Here is a 16,063-nt window from a genome sequence, read left to right on the forward strand (position 1 = left end):
CCGTCTTTCAAAAGAGAATCAGGTGATTCTCTTTATTATCCCGTATTAGCTCCGGTTTCCCGGAGTTATCCCAGTCTAAGGGGCAGGTTACCTACGTGTTACTCACCCGTCCGCCGCTAACGTCCGGGAGCAAGCTCCCTTCTGTCCGCTCGACTTGCATGTATTAGGCACGCCGCCAGCGTTCGTCCTGAGCCAGGATCAAACTCTCCGTTAAAAGTGTTTGACTTGCTCATTTGCACAATTTAAAGCTGTGTCTAACTTCATTGACGAGATACCTTGTATCTCTTTTTACGCTTGGCTTTTGTTCAGTTTTCAAAGAACTCGTTTGCGCCTCGATCTCTCTTGGCGACTCAATTAATATACCATTTTCTCTCGTATAAAGTCAACAACTTTTTTTAAAAGAAATGGTAAGTTGTTTGCACCTCTCTTAAGAGGACAAGTAATAATATATCATAGCGACACAAAATAAACAACTAAAATTTTAGTTGTTTAAAAGATTTTTTAATTCCGTTGGCTATGTCTTATAAAATAAGTTGCTGAACCGCGACTAGCAGCAACATACCTGGCAATCCTAGCAAAGCAACAACCGCTGTAGTTGTTAAATTAATCGGCACAAAAAGACCTGTCATCGTTGTTAATGAATTAAATAGAAAAAGAAACAAAGCCGCAATAATAAATTTCACCCCTAAACGTCCGACAAATCGAAATGGCTTAATCGAGGCTCCTACCAATAGTAATAAAATAACCAGCGCTCCCAGCAATAACAACACCCAATCGCCCAAACACAATCCCTCCTAACCGATAGCTCGTCTTGCTTTACTATATGTATAGAGTCACCAAATAGAACTTTATTTTTTCTCAATAAAAAAACTCCTGCACAAACAGGAGCTTCTTTCTTTCTATTTTCGTTTCCGTTCATGGCGCACTCTTGCTTCTCTAAGCAAGAATGAGTACAACATTTCTGCACGCTGTACATCAAAGTGCATGTCTTCTGATGCATCTAAACTATGTTCCAGCAATCCTCTTTTGTAGTCCAATTGCTCTTTCATCGCATCGACATAATAGTATAAACGTTGATCCTCTTCTTTTCGAAGAGCGCCTTTTTTTCGTCTTCCAATCATATTCTGACCACCTACAACTCGCGTCGACCTTCTATTGCTTTTGATAATGTGACTTCATCCGCGTATTCTAAGTCTCCACCAACAGGTAAGCCATGTGCTAATCTAGTTACCTTTATTCCCGTAGGCTTTATTAAACGGGAAATGTACATTGCCGTAGCCTCACCCTCAATTGTAGGGTTCGTTGCAATGATCACTTCTTCCACTTGACCATTTTCCTGTAACCTTTTAATAAGCTCAGCGACTTTAATATCTTCCGGTCCAATTCCATCCATTGGTGAAATCGATCCGTGAAGAACATGATACAAGCCAGTGTATTCCCTCATTTTCTCCATTGCAATCAGATCCCTCGATTCTTGAACAACACAAATAGTTGTTTGATCTCGATGGGCATCATCACAAATTTGACACGGATCCGAATCCGTTATGCTATGACATACAGAACAATACGTTAAATCTCGCTTGGCATGAACAAGTGCTTTTGCAAAATCTAACACATCGTCTTCCTTCATATCTAAAACATAGAAGGCTAAACGACTTGCTGTTTTTGGTCCAATACCCGGCAAGCGCGAAAACCCCTCGATTAATTTAGCTATTGGTTTTGGATATTGCAATCCGCTTGCCTCCTAGAACATTCCCGGAATATTTAACCCTTTAGTGAATTTCCCCATGTCTTGCTCAACCAATTCATCAACTTGCTTCAACGCTTCGTTGGTTGCAGCAACTACTAAATCCTGTAGCATTTCAATATCATCAGGGTCAACAACATCTTCAGAGATCTTCACTTCTAAGATTCGTTTGTCACCAGATGCGACAACAGTCACCATTCCTCCACCTACTGTCGCTTCAACTGTTTTTTCTTTTAAATCTTCTTGTGCTTTTGCCATTTGCTTTTGCATTTTTTGCATTTGCTTCATCATATTACCCATGTTCTTCATAAAATCAGCTCCTTAAGAATCAATCACTTCTATTAAATCTTCACCAACAAGCTTTACAGCTTCCTCCATAAAGGGATCTTGTGGTTGTTCATTCTCTTTGTCTTTCATATAATCTGTTTTTACTTGTTCCCACTGTGATTGTAGCAATGTGGAAAAATTCGATCGTCCACCATATACTTGTTGAAGCACTTGGTTCAGAACATCACGAAACTTTGTATCCATCATATCACGATGCATTTCATTTTGAAACGCCAAGAGGATCTTTGAGGAAGACGCTGCTACGGGCTTACAATCGTTTAACCACGCATGAGCCGGAACACTAATCCCTTTTAGTTGTTCTTTTACATTCGCCCATTTGCTAATGGTTTCTTGTAGCTCATTCTTATCGGCTGTGGCAACAATCTCTTTCACTTGAGCCGTAATCGGCGACTTACCTTTACCACCACTAGATCTTGGACGAGTTTGTGGTTTACGTTGTGTTGATTGTTGTTCTTCAATTGCAATAGGTGGCCCTTGTTTCAGCTGTGCTTGCAGCTTCTCTATTTGCTGTCTTAACTCTTCTACATCTTGGTTTTGTTGGGGAACTAAAGGAGCATCCTCTATTTCCATCACATTAATGATCGCCATCTCCAAAATAATTTTCGGTTTCAGTGCCCACTTTATTTCTTGCTGGCTACTCGTTAACTTTTGAATAACCTTATGCAGTTTCGACACCTCATACTGCTTCGCTACAGCGATAAACGATTCTTCCACTTTCGCTCTTTCTAATAAATGATGCGCTTCAGGGGCTGTCTTATATAGAAGTAAGTCTCTAAAATATAAAATCAAATCCTCTAGCAAACGTTTCGGATCTTTCCCATTCCTTAAAGTCTCATCAATTGTTTCGAGTGCGAGCCTGGCGTTATCTTGTGCTAAAGCGCCTACTAAATTATTTAATGCCTCTCTCGAAACAGAGCCTGTGATAACAAGCACATCTTTCACAGCTACACGGTCTCCTGAAAAAGAGATCGCTTGATCCAGCAAACTTAACGCATCCCTCATCCCACCGTCAGCTGCTTGTGCAATCAAATCAATTGCATCCTCATCATAAGCTTGACCATTATGATCAAGGATACGCTTCATGCGAGACACTAATTCTTCATTCGTAATTGGCTTAAAATCAAACCTCTGACATCGCGATAGGATCGTGAGTGGAATTTTATGAGGTTCTGTAGTCGCCAAAATAAAGATAACATGAGCAGGTGGTTCTTCTAGGGTTTTTAAAAGGGCGTTAAAAGCACCTGTGGAAAGCATATGAACTTCATCTATAATGTAGACTTTGTAATCGGTTTCTGTTGGTGCATATTTTACTTTTTCTCGAATATCACGAATTTCATCAACACCGTTATTTGATGCAGCATCAATTTCCATTACATCAATAATAGAACCATTTGTAATTCCTATACAACGACTACACTCATTGCATGGCTCAGCAACTGGTGCATGCTCGCAATTAATTGCTTTTGCAATAATTTTTGCCGCACTTGTTTTCCCCGTCCCTCTTGGACCGGAAAACAGGTAAGCATGAGCCATTTTTTGTTGAAGTAACGCATTTTGCAATGTCTTCGTAATATGAACCTGACCTACTACATCTTCTAACAACTGAGGCCTCCATACACGATAAAGGGCTTGATAGCTCATGTACTCATCCAACCTTTCAGAGTCATGCCTTTATTATATCGTTTCCTGTCAAACGAATAAAGCGCTGGTTATCTATTTAAATAAAAACAGTAGAAAAAAAGCCCGCCATTTCTAGCGAGCTTTTGGTTATTCTATAATTAAATACCGTGCACCTTTTTTCGATAACAACTTCATAAGCGTTACCTAAGCAGTTAGCTCGATCCAGGCACCTCTGCGGCACACGAAAGGATCCACTTACTGCTGCTTCCTTCCGGACCTGACAGGGTTCATGGGTTTCCGTTGCGCAGAACCCAAACGTCAACACCACTTACTTAGGGCAGTCCTTACAAAGCCGAAACCTCAAAAAGGAATTCAACCTCGCTACAGCGGATTGCGAGTTACAGGGCACCGCTACCTCCCCGTCTAGCACGGCAAAGTGTAAACATCGTTAATTGCACTAGTAAAATAGCGCAACTCTAAGTATACGTGATTTATGTTGAAAACGCAATGTTTTACTGTTCAAATTCTTTTTTTGCTTGTTTCTTTTTCATGCGAATTCCTTTAAAAAAAGAAGATAACAGTTGCCCACTTTCTTCTGCTAACACACCACTTATCACGTCACAGCGATGATTAAAGCGCGGCTCTTCTAATAAATTCATTAATGTACCAGCACAGCCAGCCTTATAATCAGATGCGCCAAATACCACTTTAGGAATCCGTGCCTGAACAATAGCTCCTGCACACATAGGACACGGTTCTAGCGTTACATACAAAGTGCATTCCTCTAAGCGCCACGTGTCTAGAACATTACATGCTTTTTGAATAGCCAAAATCTCTGCATGAGCCGTTGCAAGCTGGTCCGTTTCCCTTAAATTAAATGCTGATGCAATCACTTTATTTTCTTTTACAATAACAGCACCAATCGGGACTTCCTCATATACAAGTGCTTGCTTTGCTTCGATTAGCGCATATTCCATCCACTCTTCATCACCTTGAATGACCACGTTTTCAGCCCCTCTATCGATACAAAAAAACGACCGCTCATCTGGGGTCGTGTGCATGTTATAAAAAAATGGCGGAGGAAGAGGGATTCGAACCCCCGCGGGCTTTGACACCCCTGTCGGTTTTCAAGACCGATCCCTTCAGCCGGACTTGGGTATTCCTCCGTATCAACTGACAAAGACAATCATACACCCTTTTAATTAGGAAAGCAAGAAAAAACTGTCGATTAATCGACAGTTTTTTCAAAGGTACACTTACTCAACAAAGTGAGCTTCGTTTAATACCCAGTTATCTGTAGGTGTAACAATGATGCCTTGAACTTGGTCACGAACACCGTGTAGGTATTGTGTGTAGTGAGTAAAGACTAGTGGTACTTCTTCATTTGCAATTTCTTGTGCTTGCGCATAAAGATCCATACGTGCATTTTCGTCTACTTCAGCTACTGCTTCGTTAAGAATCTCATCAAGCTCAGCGTTTGAATAGAACGCACGGTTACCTGAAGAACCAAAGTTATCAGTATGGTAAAGAGGAGCAAGTGCATAGTCCGCATCACCAGTTGCTGAACTCCAGCCTAGGATGAACATTTCGTGATCACCTTTCGCAGTATCTTCTAAGTAAGTAGCCCACTCAACTTGTTGTACTTCAAGTTCAATGTTTAGCTCAGCAAGCGCTGACTGCATGTACTCAGCTAACTGAATACGTGCTGGTGAATCGTTTGTCATAATGCTTGTTGAGAAACCATCTTCATAGCCAGCTTCAGCTAATAATTCTTTCGCCGCATCAACATCAAATGGTAATGCTTCTGCATTTTCGTCGTGACCAATAACACCAGGTGCTACTGGAGAATTAGCTGGGAAGCCATAACCTTCTAATAAGTTGTCAATAACAACTTCTTTATCAACAGCCATTGCGATCGCTTGACGTACACGTACATCATCAAATGGCTCAACTTCTGTATTAAATCCGAAATAAGAACCAGAAATACTATCTGTTACTTTAAGATCAGCATCGCCAATACCTTCAAGCTGTGCTAAACCAGCAGCATCTAGAGTAATAAAATGAGAATCTCCAGTTGTAAGCTCCGCTAAACGAGCTGATGTATCAGGAACTGTTTTGAATGTAACAGAGTCTAAAATAGCAGGCTCGCCACTCCAGTGATCGTCGTTACGCGTAAATACTAGATCTGAACTTCCCACTGTACCACTTTCATATTTAAAGTAACCAGTACCTGCAGGATTAGCGTTAACAGCAGTATAAGGCTGTTGACCATCTTCCATTGCAGCGTAATCTTCTTCAATGACGTCAGGGCTGATCATGAACCCGCCACTATGTGCAAAGCTGAATAAGAATGCTACGTCTGGCTCTTCAAGAACAAACTCGATTTCATAATCGCCTAGAACGTTAATTTCTTCAATTCCTTCAAATAAGAACGCACGCTGAGAACCAACTGCTTCATCTGTAATACGCTCAATATTTGCTTTTACAGCATCTGCGTTAAATTCTGCGCCATCGTGGAACGTCACGCCTTCTCTAAGTTGAAACGTAAGTACAGTTCCTTCATCATTCCAGCTGTAATCTTCAGCTAGTCTGTTTTGAAGGTCCATGTTTTCATCAAATGTTAATAATCCTTCATAAACCTGGTACTGAACGTGACCAGATGGAACATCGTTTACTTGGTGTGGATCAAGACCAACAATATCGGATTGTTCAGCAAGAACTAAATCTCCGCCTTCAACTGCTTCTCCTGTTGCATCTTCACCATTATCTCCGTTAGAGCTACCGCCGTCCCCTTGTCCATCATCGGCGCAGGCAGCAAGGCCTAAAGTAGCTGTAAGAGCAAGTACTGCATAAAAAGGTGCTTTGTTTCTTTTCATAAGATGTATCCTCCCTTTGTTACTAGTGTGAGTTTTCTGTAAAACAAGCTAAACTACATAATATATTACACTATTATTCAAGAATATCAACAAAATTTTTAAACAATTATACAACCTATTGTTCCTAGTACATACTTATATCCTTATATCGTATTTATTTCCACTTTCATCCTATTAAATAAGAAACTTCGATAATGTTTCTCAATTAATTTATCAGAAATAAACAAATTAAATGACTTTAGTCTTGTTTCATTGATTCTATATAGAATTGTGAATAAACAATCTCTACTATTAGAGAAAATCTAAAAATTCCCTTTGAAGTAATGGGACTCTTCCTATAAAATACTATATTAAGATTATAAAATCTGATTGTTTTTCTAAATTAGGCTAGTGTATAATCAGACGATGCGAATAACGCTTAGAAAGAAAGGAAGTTGGACATGTCTCAGGAAACGAATAGCCAAGCGCAGATTCCAGTAAAACCTCAAAAGCCTTGGATTAGAAACTGGAAAGCTTTTTTAGGCCGATTATTGTCAAATAAATCTGCAGTTTTCGGTGGATCTCTTATTATCATCTTAGGTATCATTGCACTTATTGGACCGCTGCTCGCTCCATACGGTATTGATGACAAAGATTATGCAGTCCGTCTACAAGGTCCATCAGCAGATTACTGGTTTGGAACCGATCATCATGGTCGGGACGTATTTTCTAGAATTCTTCACGGAATGAGCATTACCTTTCAAATTGGTTTTGTCTCTGTTGCAATTGCTGGAACCGTTGGTACCATAGTAGGAATTGTATCAGCTTATTACGGTGGCTTCATTGATACTATTATTATGCGTATTATGGATGTTTTAATTGCTTTCCCTAGTATTGTTCTTGCATTAGCAATTGTGGCTACATTAGGACCTGGTTTGAATAATATCATTCTTGCCATTGCCGTTAGCTCATTTCCGGTCTTCGCAAAAATTGCTCGAGGGTCAACGTTAGCAGTAAAGAAATTAGAATATATTGACGCCGTTCGTGCGCTTGGAGCGTCAGATTCACGAATTATCTTTAAACATATTTTACCAAATACAATGTCACCATTAATTGTTCAAACTACATTATCTATCGCTACAGGCGTTTTATCAGCTGCAGGCTTATCCTTCTTAGGTTTAGGATCTGCTCCACCATCTCCTGAATGGGGTGCAATGTTAAATACAGGACGTGAGTACATGTTCCAAGCTCCACATTTAACGTATGCTCCTGGTTTAGCCATTGTTGTCTTTGTACTTGCCTTCAATGTATTTGGTGATGGATTGCGAGACGCACTTGATCCGAAATCGACAAAATAAGCTAAGAAGAGAGGTGTAAGAATGCTTAAATTTATCGTACGTCGACTTATTCAATTAATACCCGTCATTATTGGCGTTACATTACTCGTTTTCTCATTAATGCATTTTATTCCTGGTGACCCAGCCCAAGTTCTTGCTGGTGAATCAGCTACACCGCAACAAATTGAAGCGGTTAATGAACGTTTAGGCTTAAATGATCCTTACCCTGTTCAATACTTTCGATACATGACTAATTTAGTTCAGCTTGATTTAGGTAATTCTTTACGTAGTGGGTTACCTGTATCAGAAATGATTGGTGACCGCATCTGGGTAACCGTTGAACTTGCTTTTTATAGTACTATTTTAAGTATTTTCCTAGGCATTATTGCTGGTGTGTTAGCAGCGACTAAACACGGTTCATTCCGTGACTCAGCGATTATGGTTGTTGCCCTATTCGGGATGTCAATGCCGAACTTCTGGCTTGGTCTCGTGTTAATTCAATGGTTTGTTTTAGGTAATGTCCCGGTTCTTGGTAACTGGATTAATTTTGAATGGTTTAGTCCTACTGGCTGGGGTAGCTTTAGTCAGATCGTTTTACCTGTCTTTATGCTAGGGATCTCTGGTGCGGCAATCATTGCCAGAATGACCCGTTCAAGTATGCTTGAAGTCATTCATCAAGATTATATTCGTACAGCTCGCGCAAAAGGGGTAAAAGAACAAGTTGTTATTTATCAGCACGCTCTAAAAAATGCGTTAATCCCTGTTATTACTGTTACAGGCTTGAGCTTCGGTAGCTTACTTGGTGGAGCCGTACTAGCAGAAAGTGTTTTTGCGATTAACGGCATGGGAAGAATGATTGTTGATGCCATTAGTAACCGTGATTTTCCTGTTATGCAAGGTGGTATTCTAGTTGCTTCCCTATTGTTTGTTCTTGTTATGTTCTTAGTAGACATTGCTTATCGTCTTGTAAATAAAAGAGTTGAAACAGAATAATAGAATTTATCGTAGAAAGGTGTGAGACGATTGAGTAAAGATGCAATCCTACAAGTCCGTGATTTGCGTACATCTTTTTTCACTAAACAGCTTGAAGTAAAAGCTGTTGATGGCGTTACGTTTGATGTTGAAAAAGGGAAAACAATCGGGATTGTTGGTGAATCTGGTTCTGGTAAAAGTATCACTTCTCTATCGATTTTAAACTTGCTATCTCATCCAGGAAAAATTGTTGGAGGAGAGATTCTTTTTAAAGGAGAAGACTTATCCGAGAAATCACCAGCACAAATGAGAAAAATCCGTGGAAATGAAATCTCAATGATTTTCCAAGAGCCAATGACTTCTTTAAACCCTACGTTTACAGTTGGCCGTCAAATTAGTGAGTCCTTTCAAATTCATGAAAATTTATCAAAAAAAGAAGCGCGTAAACGTTCAATTGAAATGCTTAAGCTCGTAGGCATTCCTTCTCCTGAGAAGCGTATTGATCAATATCCATTTGAACTTTCAGGTGGTATGCGTCAACGGGTTATGATTGCTATTGCCCTTGCATGTAAACCAGAGCTACTTATTGCTGATGAGCCTACAACGGCTTTAGACGTTACCATTCAAGCTCAGATCTTAGAACTGATTAAAGAACTACAGCATACATTAGGCATGTCCGTTATTATGATTACCCATGACCTTGGTGTCGTCGCTGAAACGTGTGACAATGTTGCCGTTATGTATGGTGGACAAGTTGTCGAATATGCACCAATTAATGATTTATTTAAAAACCCTAGACATCCGTATACGGTAGGTCTCATGAACTCCTTACCGAAACATGATGAAGATGTTGAAGGAGATTTAACCATTATTAAAGGTTCTGTACCAGCACCAGCTGACATGCCAAAAGGATGTCGTTTTGCACCACGTTGTCCGTTTGCAAGTGACATCTGTAAAGAACTTCCTGAATTGCAAACAGAAGAAGATGGGCGTCAAGTACGTTGCTGGATTTATACAGACAAATGGGAAGGTCCGGAGGTGAATGTTCGTGCCGAATACGTTACTAAAAGTAGCTAATTTAAAACAATATTTTCCGATAAAAGGCGGCTTCCTTGGTCGTACAATCAACCATGTTAAAGCGGTTGATGATATTTCATTCGAATTAAATGAAGGTGAAACAGTTTCGATTGTAGGGGAGTCTGGTTGTGGGAAATCTACAACCGGCCGTGCTATCCTTCGCTTAGACGAACCAACTGAAGGTATGGTTGAATTTGAAGGTGAAGATATTCTTTCTTTAAATCGTGGAAAGATGCGGAAAAAGCGCGATGATATGCAAATTATCTTTCAAGATCCATACGCATCCATTAATCCGCGTCAGACAGTCAGACAGGTTCTATCAGAAGCGTTAACAATCCAAAACATTGCACCTGCTAGAGAGCATGATGGTATTATTCGCGAACTGATGAAAACAGTAGGTTTAGGTGAACACCAAATTGATCGCTTCCCTCATGAATTTAGTGGTGGCCAACGTCAACGGGTTGGAATTGCTCGTGCGTTAGCAGTTAATCCTAAGTTAATAATTTGTGATGAAGCTGTATCTGCACTTGATGTATCGATCCAAGCACAAGTTATTAACTTGCTGAAAAAGCTACAAAGAGAACGCAAATTAACGTATTTATTTATTTCACATGACCTTGGGGTTGTTCGTCACATTTCTGATCGAGTGATCGTTATGTATCTTGGAAAAATCGTTGAAATGGGCGATAAAAAGTCTGTGTTTGATAATCCACAACACCCATATACAAAGGCATTGCTATCAGCCATTCCTAGTACGGACCCTAATACGAAAAAAGATCGTATTATTTTAAAAGGTGACGTTCCTTCACCAATTGATCCACCAAGTGGCTGCCGTTTCCACACACGTTGTCCATTTGCTACTGACAAGTGTCGTACGGAAAACCCTGAACTTCGTACAACTGAAGATATGAAGGAAGGCCACAAAGGCGCATGTCACTACATGGAAGAGATTACAGCTGGCACTATGGAGCCCGCATATTCTTAAATAAGCATAAATCGTAAAAAGATGTGTCGTGAACACAATTATAATTTGCTCCCTTCAAAGTAAACACTGAAAAGTGAAACCGTTGGAGGGAGCATTTTTGATATAGCGCTTATTTATTCGGAAGACGTGGAGAAAAGGTGACCCATTAACTGGTTTATCAATAAAGCTTTGTATCTCTTCATTCTTTATTGGAGACTACATAAGGGTCTTAAGATTGTTTTCGTTCGTGTCTTTACCGATTTTATAAGTTAGATCACCATATGCTTCTAAAAGCCAAGGGTGAACTACTTTTAGTTGGTCTTTTTGATTCATCAAGAAGTTTATATAAGCATATGACCCATGGTAAATTGAGATATCAATTGATTCTAAAATTTCCCCCAAATATGGTGGGGTACCTGCTTGATCCCATTCTATTTTATCAGCAACAAATAGAATATTATCAAATTTACTTGATTTGCCCTTTAAAGTAGTATGACATCCAATAGCACTTAAAACTTGCTTATTATTTACGTTAAAAATCTTATTTGCAATTACTTCAGAAATTTTTTGATGAATTATCAATGGAAACTTCCTTTCTTCTGCAAGAATAGGAATGTTCATATCTTCTGCTATTGAAATCCGCTTGTTATTTGGAATAATTCCGCTAATATCATGGAGCAATCCAGCAGTAAAAGCAGCCTCAATATCGAAATTATTTATTTCAGCTAATTCTTTAGCTAATTTTGCTACATTGAAACTATGAGTGTAAATATGATCACAATTATAATCTTTGAATATTTCCTTCATAGTTTCTTGTAAATTTTTGTTTCTTGAAACGTGCTGATTTAATTTATTCATTAAGTCTTCATATATCATAGACGCTACCTTTCTAATTAAAAAATATGTGACTTATTTATCTTTAAGTAGAATAATCACTTAGTACTTAAAGACTTTGTACTTCCTCAAGCCGTTTAAACACTTTTTGTACATCCTTTAACAATGAATTGTCACAGATGCAATTCATTGTAAGCAATTTTTCGCAATCAACTTAAAATGTATAATAATTCAGTCATTTTAATAATTGTTCGATCTTATTGCAACGGTTTTTTGACTTCTAACATATAATTGTTCTCTCAAAGATTTGATATCCAACACATCACGCTAACTGAATAAAAATAGTAGACCCTTAAAAAGGGTCTGATTGACTAATGCCGTTCCACTACCCGATGTTACCTTCGCACAGTCTCTTTTTCTATAGCACTTTACTCAAAAAGGTCTTTGTCCGTTCGTGCTGTGTTTCATCAAATAGTTGTTGGGGCGTGCCTTCTTCTACAATCTTCCCGTCATCCATAAAGAATACTCGATCTCCTACTTCTCGTGCAAAACCCATCTCATGCGTCACAACGACCATGGTCATTCCTTCTAAAGCGAGCTCCTTCATGACACCGAGAACATCGCCAACAAGCTCTGGATCAAGTGCTGATGTGGGCTCATCAAATAACATCACTTTTGGATTCATGGAGAGCGCACGTGCAATCGCTACTCGTTGCTTTTGACCGCCAGACAGGCTTGCAGGATAATCATCGGCTTTGTCACTTAAACCCACTTTTTCAAGCAATGCCAATGCCACATCAATCGCTTCTTCCTTTTTTGCCTTTTTCACTTTGAGTGGAGCAAGTGTAATATTTTCTAAAACGGTCTTATGAGGGAATAAGTTGAAATGCTGGAAGACCATCCCTACTTCTTGACGAATTCGATTTAAATCTGTACGTGGATCAGCGATGTTCTCCTGTTCGATATACACTTCCCCAGAGGTGATTTCTTCAAGCCGGTTTAAACAGCGCAAAAAAGTACTCTTTCCTGATCCCGATGGGCCAATCACACACACAACTTCCTTTTCGTGAATGGTTGTTGAAATCCCTTTTAACACTTCATTTTTTCCGAAGCTTTTATGTAAATTTTTTACAGTAATCATTAGTGGTCAAGTCTCCGTTCTATATAACGTAATAAAATAGAAGCTGGTATCGTTATAGCTAAGTAAAATAAACAAACGAGTAAGTATGTATCAAAATAAGATGCGGAAATTCCGGTATAGGTTCTACTTTGATACATCAGATCTGCAACAGCAATCGTTGATAAGAGCGATGTATCTTTTAAACTAATGACAAATTGATTCCCAAAAGGAGGAATCATTACTTTTACTGCCTGTGGCCATACAATATGCCGCATCGTCTGTGTTCCTGTTAAGCCTAAAGAACGCCCTGCTTCCATTTGTCCCTTATCAATTGATTGTATCGCCCCACGGACAATTTCGGCAATATATGCGCCTGAATTAATCGCAATAACAAAAATTCCTGTATATAGTGGATCGAACCGGACACCAAAAATACCAGGAATCCCAAAGTGAATAAAGAAGATTTGTGCTAATAGCGGGGTACCTCGAATAATTTCTACAAAAACTACTGCAACAGCTTTTATCAGCTTGAAGCGAGAAAGTTTCATAAGACCTACTAAGGAACCAATGATGCTTCCAAAAAACACACCAACTAGCGTAATAATAATTGTTAACTTTAACCCTTCTACTAAAAATGGAAAGGCACCAAAATCAAAATCCATTCTACCTCTTCCTTTCAATTAAGAAAGTTGCTCACCTTGTTGTATGAGCAACTCGATTTCAATTACATTCCTTCAGGTCTTTCTCCAAAATAGGTTTCGTAAATATCTCCGTATGTGCCATTTTCCATCAACGTCGCTAATGCTTCATTGACATCGTCAACCAAATCAGACCCTTTTGGAAAAGCAATACCGTAATCTTCACCTGTTAACAAATCACCTACAATCTTCATTGAGCCTTCTCCTTGCTGCTGAATGAAATATTGTACATTCGGCATATCATAAAGTGCCGCATCGACGTGACCAGCAATTAATGCTTGATAGGCCTCTGTAATTTCCGGATACGCATCAACCTCTGCATCTGTCTGTTCGTCAAGATACGTTTGACTTGTGGAAGATAGTCTAGTAGAAACTTTATGATCACTAGTGAGATCATCAATGGACTGAATTGTATCATCGTCCTGTGCAACGGCTAACACTAGACCTGACTCGTAATATGGATCAGAAAAATCAATATTCTGCTTGCGTTCTTCTGTGATGCTCATGCCGTTTATGGCTGCATCATAGGATCCTTGTTCAATTCCTGACAGAGCGCCACTAAAATCCATTTGATGAAAATTCACTTCGAATCCCGATTCCTCTGCAATCGCTTCCATCAATTCAATGTCAAAACCGGTTAACTCGTTTGTTTCTAAATCAATAAATTCAAATGGAACAAAATTGTTATCTGTCGCAATATCGTATGTAACGATTTCCGTATTTCCATCATTCGTTGTTGAATTTGTTTCTCCGCCTGATGTTTCATCATTTCCACAGGCTGCTAATACAAGTACTGCTCCTGCAACCGTTATCGTTCCGACTAATTTCTTCATAGATGTTCTCCTTTTTTGATCTTTTCTGTTAATTCTCATTAGTTTAACATGTTCTGTTCATAATGACAAAAACCAAACCAGACCATATTTTCTCATGATAACGCCTATAACAGGTTTTAAAGAAACAGGCTTTCTCATCCACACGTTAAGCACCATTTCCACCTTTATACAAAAAAGGATTGAAGGCTATTCCCTTCAATCCTTTTACTGTCTTCTAAGCAAGCTTAAAGCAAATCACTTTCTCTTCAGTCATTTCGTGTATAGAAAATTTCACACCTTCCCGCCCCACACCTGATTGTTTTGTACCGCCAAATGGCATCCCATCAATGCGAAAGTCTGTACTATCGTTAATCATCACACCACCAACGTGAAGTTGCTTAATAAGGGTAAAAGCGCGATGTAAATCTTTCGTAAAAAGACCAGCTTGTAAACCGTAGTCTGTTTGATTCGCTTTTTCTATGGCCTCTGTAAGGGTTTGGAAAGAATAGAGCAAAACAACAGGGCCAAATACTTCTTCTCTTCCTAAATGACAATCTTCTGGAACATTTTCAAGCACAGTAGGTTCATAAAAAGCCCCATCTCGTTTGCCACCTGTAAGAATGGTTGCACCTGTCCGCTCTGCATCTTCCACCATAAAGGCCACACGCTTTGCTTCTTTTTCATGAATCAACGGTCCCATACTCGTTGATTCATCAAGCTTTGGACCAAGACGATACTGCTTTGTCTCTTTCACAAATTGATCTTTAAACTCTTTATAAATGGATTGATCAATATAAATCCGCTGCACACCGATGCAGTTCTGCCCTGCAGCCCAAAAAGCACCACTTACACATGAAGGTATAGCTTCTTCGAGTGAAGCATCTTCAAGTACGATAACAGGAGAATTTGAACCAAGTTCCATGCTTTTCTTTTTTAATCCTGCTTGATTGGCAATCTTTAATCCAGCTTCCATCCCACCTGTAAATGAAATCATCCGTACATCTGGATGAGTCATTAATACTTGACCAACCTCAGATCCTATACCAGTAATAACAGAGAGAATCCCTTTTGGTAGCTCTGCATAATCAAATGCTTCTGCTAGAAAGAGAGCACTAAGAGGCGTTGCTGTTGCTGGTTTTACAACAATCGCATTTCCAGAAGCAATTGCTGGACCAATCTTATGAGCAACTAAGTTTAACGGATCGTTGAATGGTGTAATGGCACCGATAATGCCTAACGGGACTCGTTCATAATACCCGAATCGTCCAACTCCCCCCTCAGATTGGTCAAACGGTATGGTTTCACCTGTTACTCTTCGCGCTTCCTCTGCTGACAACCGCAACGTCTCCACACATCGGCCAGCTTCTTTTCTTGCTTCTGTAATCGTCTTACTGCCCTCTAGAGCGATTGTTTTAGCATACGTTTCTTTGTGTGTCTCTACATAATCAGCTGCTTTGTTTAAAATATTCATTCGCTTATATACAGGTAAATGTGCAGATACTTGAGCACCTTTCTTTGCTAACTCTACTGCTTCTTCCATATCTTTTCGGGAGGCACGCGGAACAACTGCAATTAAATCATCATCTTCTGGGTTGCGTACTTCCAGTACACGTTCCCGTTCAACCCAGTCACCTGCTACAAACATTTTCTGACGCTTCAAATCTACCTTCATAGGAATA

At 39.4% G+C, this 16,063-nt stretch carries 16 protein-coding genes, 1 tRNA gene and 1 other RNA gene; 4 read left to right on the forward strand and 14 right to left on the reverse strand.

Features of this window, described 5'->3' with window-relative positions:
- Window positions 1-521: 521 nt before the first annotated feature.
- The 9 genes from BK583_RS00415 to BK583_RS00455 all read right to left on the reverse strand — a co-directional run bounded on the left by BK583_RS00415 (window position 522) and on the right by BK583_RS00455 (window position 6,591).
- On the reverse strand, window positions 522-782 hold the full coding sequence (locus BK583_RS00415; RefSeq protein ID WP_038484813.1) for a pro-sigmaK processing inhibitor BofA family protein: 261 nt from the start codon (window positions 780-782) through the stop codon (window positions 522-524).
- Window positions 783-899: 117 nt separating this feature from the next.
- Window positions 900-1,121, reverse strand: a complete 222-nt coding sequence (locus tag BK583_RS00420) for a YaaL family protein (RefSeq protein WP_038484810.1) — start codon at window positions 1,119-1,121, stop codon at window positions 900-902.
- An 11-nt stretch (window positions 1,122-1,132) separates the two neighbouring features.
- Window positions 1,133-1,732, reverse strand: a complete 600-nt coding sequence (gene recR / locus BK583_RS00425; protein ID WP_035397839.1) for a recombination mediator RecR — start codon at window positions 1,730-1,732, stop codon at window positions 1,133-1,135.
- A gap of 12 nt (window positions 1,733-1,744) precedes the next feature.
- Window positions 1,745-2,056: a YbaB/EbfC family nucleoid-associated protein gene (locus BK583_RS00430; RefSeq protein ID WP_035397842.1), complete on the reverse strand. Its 312-nt coding sequence runs from the start codon at window positions 2,054-2,056 to the stop codon at window positions 1,745-1,747.
- Between the two features lie 12 nt (window positions 2,057-2,068).
- Window positions 2,069-3,736 (reverse strand): DNA polymerase III subunit gamma/tau, encoded by a 1,668-nt coding sequence (gene dnaX / locus BK583_RS00435; RefSeq protein WP_055737756.1) that lies wholly within the window; start codon window positions 3,734-3,736, stop codon window positions 2,069-2,071.
- 144 nt (window positions 3,737-3,880) lie between these two features.
- An RNA gene (ffs, locus tag BK583_RS00440) (signal recognition particle sRNA large type) lies at window positions 3,881-4,147 on the reverse strand.
- A gap of 80 nt (window positions 4,148-4,227) precedes the next feature.
- A complete protein-coding gene (gene tadA, locus BK583_RS00445) occupies window positions 4,228-4,713 on the reverse strand; it encodes a tRNA adenosine(34) deaminase TadA (protein ID WP_201785156.1) in 486 nt (161 codons plus the stop codon).
- A 75-nt stretch (window positions 4,714-4,788) separates the two neighbouring features.
- A tRNA-Ser gene (locus BK583_RS00450) sits at window positions 4,789-4,881 on the reverse strand.
- Window positions 4,882-4,971: 90 nt separating this feature from the next.
- A complete protein-coding gene (locus BK583_RS00455; protein ID WP_055737757.1) occupies window positions 4,972-6,591 on the reverse strand; it encodes a glutathione ABC transporter substrate-binding protein in 1,620 nt (539 codons plus the stop codon).
- Between the two features lie 440 nt (window positions 6,592-7,031).
- Between BK583_RS00455 and BK583_RS00460 the strand changes: the two genes are divergently transcribed.
- Genes BK583_RS00460 through BK583_RS00475 form a run of 4 tightly spaced genes read left to right on the forward strand, consistent with a single transcriptional unit; the run spans window position 7,032 to window position 10,941 of the window.
- Window positions 7,032-7,928 (forward strand): ABC transporter permease, encoded by an 897-nt coding sequence (locus BK583_RS00460; protein WP_055737758.1) that lies wholly within the window; start codon window positions 7,032-7,034, stop codon window positions 7,926-7,928.
- 21 nt (window positions 7,929-7,949) lie between these two features.
- The gene (locus tag BK583_RS00465; protein WP_038484798.1) at window positions 7,950-8,900 is read left to right on the forward strand and encodes an ABC transporter permease; all 951 of its coding nucleotides are present in this window, start codon (window positions 7,950-7,952) and stop codon (window positions 8,898-8,900) included.
- 21 nt (window positions 8,901-8,921) lie between these two features.
- Window positions 8,922-9,956 carry an ABC transporter ATP-binding protein gene (locus BK583_RS00470; protein WP_038484795.1) on the forward strand — a complete coding sequence of 345 codons (1,035 nt, stop codon included), beginning with the start codon at window positions 8,922-8,924 and terminating at the stop codon, window positions 9,954-9,956.
- Window positions 9,922-10,941, forward strand: coding sequence for an ABC transporter ATP-binding protein (locus BK583_RS00475; RefSeq protein ID WP_038484792.1), 1,020 nt, complete (start codon window positions 9,922-9,924; stop codon window positions 10,939-10,941). The genes BK583_RS00470 and BK583_RS00475 overlap by 35 nt, the downstream gene beginning before the upstream one ends.
- Before the next feature lie 195 nt (window positions 10,942-11,136).
- Here the strand turns inward: BK583_RS00475 and yqeK are convergent, their stop codons facing one another.
- The 5 genes from yqeK to BK583_RS00500 form a co-directional block, all read right to left on the reverse strand.
- Window positions 11,137-11,778, reverse strand: coding sequence for a bis(5'-nucleosyl)-tetraphosphatase (symmetrical) YqeK (gene yqeK, locus BK583_RS00480; RefSeq protein ID WP_055737767.1), 642 nt, complete (start codon window positions 11,776-11,778; stop codon window positions 11,137-11,139).
- A gap of 394 nt (window positions 11,779-12,172) precedes the next feature.
- A complete protein-coding gene (locus BK583_RS00485; protein ID WP_055737759.1) occupies window positions 12,173-12,895 on the reverse strand; it encodes an amino acid ABC transporter ATP-binding protein in 723 nt (240 codons plus the stop codon).
- Window positions 12,895-13,536 carry an amino acid ABC transporter permease gene (locus tag BK583_RS00490; RefSeq protein WP_038484786.1) on the reverse strand — a complete coding sequence of 214 codons (642 nt, stop codon included), beginning with the start codon at window positions 13,534-13,536 and terminating at the stop codon, window positions 12,895-12,897. The genes BK583_RS00485 and BK583_RS00490 overlap by 1 nt, the downstream gene beginning before the upstream one ends.
- Before the next feature lie 62 nt (window positions 13,537-13,598).
- Window positions 13,599-14,405, reverse strand: a complete 807-nt coding sequence (locus BK583_RS00495) for a transporter substrate-binding domain-containing protein (RefSeq protein WP_051667707.1) — start codon at window positions 14,403-14,405, stop codon at window positions 13,599-13,601.
- A 214-nt stretch (window positions 14,406-14,619) separates the two neighbouring features.
- Entirely contained in the window at window positions 14,620-16,056 is a 1,437-nt protein-coding gene (locus BK583_RS00500) for an aldehyde dehydrogenase family protein (protein ID WP_055737760.1), read from the reverse strand.
- Window positions 16,057-16,063 lie beyond the last annotated feature (7 nt).

Source organism: Shouchella oshimensis (genome assembly GCF_002019765.1).
In the GTDB taxonomy this organism is placed as follows: Bacteria; Bacillota; Bacilli; order Bacillales; family Bacillaceae_D; genus Shouchella; species Shouchella oshimensis.